4 protein-coding genes are annotated in these 5,159 nt (G+C 39.3%); 2 read left to right on the plus strand and 2 right to left on the minus strand.

All coding sequences use genetic code 11. From position 1 onward, the window contains the following. On the plus strand, positions 1 to 919 hold a 919-nt coding region (locus AB685_RS26120), incomplete at its 5' end, for a CotH kinase family protein (protein ID WP_047973515.1). A 58-nt stretch (positions 920 to 977) separates the two neighbouring features. On the opposite strand, the gene AB685_RS26125 is transcribed toward AB685_RS26120, so the two are convergent. Beyond that, positions 978 to 2,873 (minus strand): S8 family serine peptidase, encoded by a 1,896-nt coding sequence (locus AB685_RS26125; protein ID WP_198530594.1) that lies wholly within the window; start codon positions 2,871 to 2,873, stop codon positions 978 to 980. A 193-nt stretch (positions 2,874 to 3,066) separates the two neighbouring features. Continuing rightward, the gene (locus AB685_RS26130; protein ID WP_047973516.1) at positions 3,067 to 4,077 is read right to left on the minus strand and encodes a C40 family peptidase; all 1,011 of its coding nucleotides are present in this window, start codon (positions 4,075 to 4,077) and stop codon (positions 3,067 to 3,069) included. 301 nt (positions 4,078 to 4,378) lie between these two features. On the opposite strand from AB685_RS26130, the gene AB685_RS26135 reads away from it, so the two are divergent. Continuing rightward, the coding region (locus AB685_RS26135; RefSeq protein ID WP_047973517.1) for a DUF6612 family protein at positions 4,379 to 5,159 on the plus strand (781 nt) is incomplete at its 3' end.

The following is a 5,159-nucleotide window of genomic DNA, read 5'->3' on the forward strand; positions in this document are numbered from 1 at the left end:
CTCCCAATCAGCAGGCATCCGTGTGTATAACAGAGATAAAACAAACTATGAATATCCTTCGCTTATGCTATTAAGTGATCGAGATTACGGGGTCTCCTCATTCCAATTTGTGCTTTTCCAAGCATATGACCCGTCTCATCAACGTCCAATCATTATTCATCACAATACAATGATGTCAGAGGAATCCATGATAAGTAGAGCTCTATATCATGTCTCTGGAGCTTCTCAAGGATTAGAGTCCTCCCCAATTGAAGCTGTAAATGTGTACATGAATGGAGAAAAATGGGGTCTATTTTTATCAACTGCTGGCTACAACTCAGCTTACTTAGCTTCTATAGTAGAAGGTGATAAAAGGGAAATTGAAATCGTTGAAGGAAATGGAACTCTACTTGATGGAGAGGGCCAAGCGCTAAAACAACTGATCTCTATCTTAGACAACGAACCACAAATCAACCCGATTGAAGAAGTACTGGATGTTGACAACTTCTTTCATTTTATGATCCATCAAGCTTACTATGGAAAAAAAGACTTGAGTGAAAGCCGTCTATGGAACTCTCCTGAAACAGGGTGGAGGTGGTTAAATGACCAAGCATATATGTCATTTAATCCAGAAGAAGATGTTTTAGAAGCATGGTTAAATGATGAGGCGTATCAAAATATTTTAGCAATTAGAATCTTTAACCTCTTAATGGAGGATGAAGGTCATCGCGAGTCTTTTGTAAAGATGTATATGTCTTATCTCGAAACGACATATGATGAAACGCAGCAGCAATCCTTACTAGAWGAATGGCAAGATGCTATTAAATCAGAGCTTTCCCCAGCAGATCAGCTAGAGTGGGATCAAGAATATGCTGAGCGAGTGAATTTTATCCAAAATAGATCAGATTATATTAAAAATGAGTTGAATACTCTTTTTTAATTAAACAATTACTAACAAAGCGAGAGCGACCACGGATGGTTGCTCTCGCTTTTTTTGTTTAGGGGAGTCGAAACTCTTCGTCGAGAATGCGTGAGAGAATCACACTAAATTGAGCTCTTGTTAAAGGTTGATTAGGTTTATAAAGACCTCCTTCATACCCCTTAATAATTTTCATTTCAGTTAGTCTGTTAATTTGCCTGTATCCAGTAGTGTTTTCTGAGATGTCTTGATATGCGGCAATAGAAGAACCTTCAATCATGAAAGCCTTCCCGACTATTGCTGCCATTTGCGCACGAGAGATAGGAGCGTTAGGGCGAAATGTACCATCTGAGAAGCCATTAATAATTCCTTTATCTACAGCTTCTTGAATCGCTCCAGATGCAAAGTAGTCAGATTTCACATCTTTGAAAGAAGTATCGGTTGGCTCAAACTCCCATTCTAGGGCACGTGCAACCATCGCCACGGCCTGTCCACGTCTTACAGAGGCGTTGGGTTCGAAGCGACCATCTCGATAGCCTGTAATAATGTTTTTAGACGCTAAGAACGTAATATTCGGATAAGCCCAAAAGTCTTTTTTTACRTCATAGAATGTTTGTTCTGAAGCTAATCTTTCTATTTTAAGAGTTGATACACTGCTCTTAGGTGATTCGATTCCGTTGGAGTCAATAGCAGCAACAAAATACTCGTACGTTCCTGCTTCTAGTTGCTCTTCAAATTTCAACGTGGGAACTGTTGCTATAAGCTTAGCATCTCGATAAATCCGATAAGACTTGATGCGGTCTTTATCGGGGTAAGTCCAAGATAGAGAGACTGAAGCAGAGCCGTTATCATGTCGTTTTGTCACCGTGCTATTTAGACCTTCGGGTGCTTTAAGTGTTGGCGGTTGGATAAGGCCGTAACCAAATTGCTCACTACGACTTGACCCTGACAATGACTTGGYAGATTGCTGAGCGAGTGAACGAATTTCACTTGCTTTTTTATCGGGATACGCTTCTTTATAAAGGGCTAAAATTCCGGTTACAAATGGTGTAGCCATTGATGTACCGTTCATATGACGATAACTGTTGTTTAAATGAGTACTGTAGATAGAAACCCCAGGTGCGGCAAACTCTATCTCTTTTCCGGTTGCTGAAAACTCAGCAAGTCGATTCCGTGAATCAATCGCTGATACAGCGATGACGCTGCCATATCTTGCAGGAAATTCGACCGGCTTAGGTTCTGAAAAATTCTGTTTCTTATTGCCTGCTGCAGCTACTACGAGAACCCCTTTTTCATATGCACTATCAACCGCTGTTTTAAGAGCAGTAGAAGGTTGAAGCGTGCCAAGGCTAAGGTTAATCAACTCAACCCCCTCATCTACTGCCCACTCAATACCGCGAATCGTGTCAATTAAGCGGCCATTTCCCTCTTGATCTAATGCTTTAACGGCATATAGTTGAACTCCATGAGCAACGCCGATTGTTTGATTATTTGTTTTTGCAGAGATGATACCTGCACTATGAGTTCCATGCCCGTTATCATCTGAGTAAGACGTTGTGTAATCAACCATTGATTTACCTTTAACGACTTTAAGTGCTGAGTGAGGAGATATTCCACTATCAATTACGGCTACCTTTACATCCTTTCCGGTGTAACCAGAAGCCCAAGCATTAGGAATAGAGAGATGATCAATCCCCCAATTTACAGTAGACATTGCCTCTACTTTAAAGGTTTGATCCTTTTCAATTTCATGAATGATGGGGAGGTCTTTAATGAGTGAGTATTCCTCGGAATCGGCTTCAATAACCGCTCCAGGAAACAATGAAAATTCCTCAAGGATCGTAAGGTCATATTCACGAAGAGTTTCAATATCTGCCTCCTCTTCAAAGGTAACAATATAGGGCTCAGTTTCTGCTAATCCTATAGAAGGAAAGAAGAAGAATGAAAATAGAAAGAGAATAATAGTGTGCTTCAAAGTGCTATTCAACACTTCACCAACTTTCTCGTAAATAAGTGAAAAAATCTGCTAGTTTCATTATATAAGAGCCTTACTGAATATGGAACTTAACTTACAAAAATAAAGGGGTTTATTTATCAAAAGAGCGGGTATTGATAGAATTAAGATGCAAAAAAGCGACGGACTGATTGTCCATCGCTCTTCAAGTAATTTAATTAATAGCGTTATCTAAGAATACAGCTAATTGTGCGCGTGTTGTCGTATTACCCGGACGGAATGTTTGATCTTCATAACCTGTGGTAATGCCACTTGCAGCTAGACGCTGAATAGAACTATATGATTGACGTGAAGCATCAACATCTTTAAATGCTGTCTCTTGATCAGCATTTGGTAGATCAAATGCACGACTGAAAACAACCGCTAAATGTTCGCGTGTAAACGGCTCATTCGGGCTAAAGTTACCAGAAGAATTGCCGTTAAATAAACCAGCATCTGCTACAGCCATCACTTCATCATAGGCGTGGAAGTTTTTATTCACATCATTAAAGTCACCCGTGTTACCGGTTGGTTTTAAATCAAGAGTACGAGATAAAATAATCGCAACTTGTGCGCGTGTTACATCGTTATTAGGCTTGAAAATACTTCCTTCATATCCYGTAATATACCCTTGTTCACCTACTCGTTTAATTTCCGTACGGGCCCAAAAGTTAGAACGAACATCATGATATTGTCCTGCAGGTAATTCCTCTAATGCTTCTTTGGTAACTTCTGGCTCGATCACTCGACGAGCACTGTGATAACGGTCTTTCCAGTAGTGTGGGTCATTAACAGAGGCCACTGATACACCTCTTGAAGAGGACGCGTGAATAAAGTTGTCGTTTCCGATATAGATCCCAGCGTGAGATATACCGCTTCCGTTAATGTCAAAGAAGACTAAGTCACCTTTTAGTAATTGAGACTTGTTTACAGATGTACCGACACGAGCCTGTTGAGAGGTTGTTCGTGGCAAGCTGATACCTTCTTTATTAAATACATATTGCATATATCCTGAGCAATCAAAACCGCTTGGCGTCGTGCCCCCGTATCGATAAGGTGTTCCTGTGAATTCTTTTGCAGTGCTTACAATTTTATCTGCTGTAGACGAGGCAGATGCTTGTTCTACTGGTATGAGTGTCATCAGCATGACAAGGCTCATACATAAAGCTACTAGCTTCTTATTCATATTTTACTAACACTCCATTTCTCTTCATTATGTATATTTCTATTAAATTTTTAGATTATTATATTATTTCTACATATTTTTCATAGTGCTAAGTCTAGCATAGATTATGAGACTATGAGATTACAGTTCTGTAACAACTCGCTTAATATTCTATCAAAAGTAGTGGTTAATTATGGTTGCAATAGATTAACATAATACATTTAAGAAGAATCTTAGCTTGTGTTGAAGAGCGTCGATTTGTACAATAGAATAGTCGAATTTGACGATTACGTGGTGAATCCACATGCTAGGAGAAGATACAATGAAACGCTTAGGGTTAGTAATGGCACTCAGTATATCCTTTTTGTTAGTAGGCTGTGATGATCATCCTCCTACTTCAGAGATATATGAACAAGCAATAGAAGTAACCGATCAATTAGAAACAGTGAAGTTTCAACGTAATCAAACAATACGAGCTCAGCAAGATTCCTTTAGAGGTCAAATGAATGGCGCAGTGGTATATGAGCCTCTTGAGTTTTACGGATCAATGGAAATGAATTTATTGAACCTTAACGAAGCTCTCCAATTGGAATCTTACGTAAATGATTCAGAATGGTTAGTTCGACAAAATCAACAAGAAGCTGAATGGGAAGAGTATGATCGAACGGAATTTCAGGATACTCTGCTAGAGCATCCCTCATTAATGCTTGAATGGTTTGAACCATATCAGGATCAATTTCTAATGAAAGAAACGGCTATTTCTCCTTTTCAAGAGCAGGAAGATGAATCAACAGAAGGTGAAGATGGGGAAGAGTCAAATGAAGAAACGGAAGAGGTCGAAGTAGAGAAGATTGATGTGTATGAAATTTCTTTTCGTGGTGCAGATGAACAATACAAGCCTCTTGTTCAAACTCATATCGAACAAATGGGACTTGTCAACCGTTCAAGTGTCAACTTAGATGATGTTATGGAGACGGTTGAAATTGAACGTATTGATATGACGGTTTTTGTAGATAAAGAAACATATGATGTACACCGTCTCCAAACAAGGTTCCGTTATCTTGTGTACATTGAAGGGGAGTATCGTGTAATTGATGAATCAC

Source organism: Bacillus sp. LL01 (genome assembly GCF_001037965.1).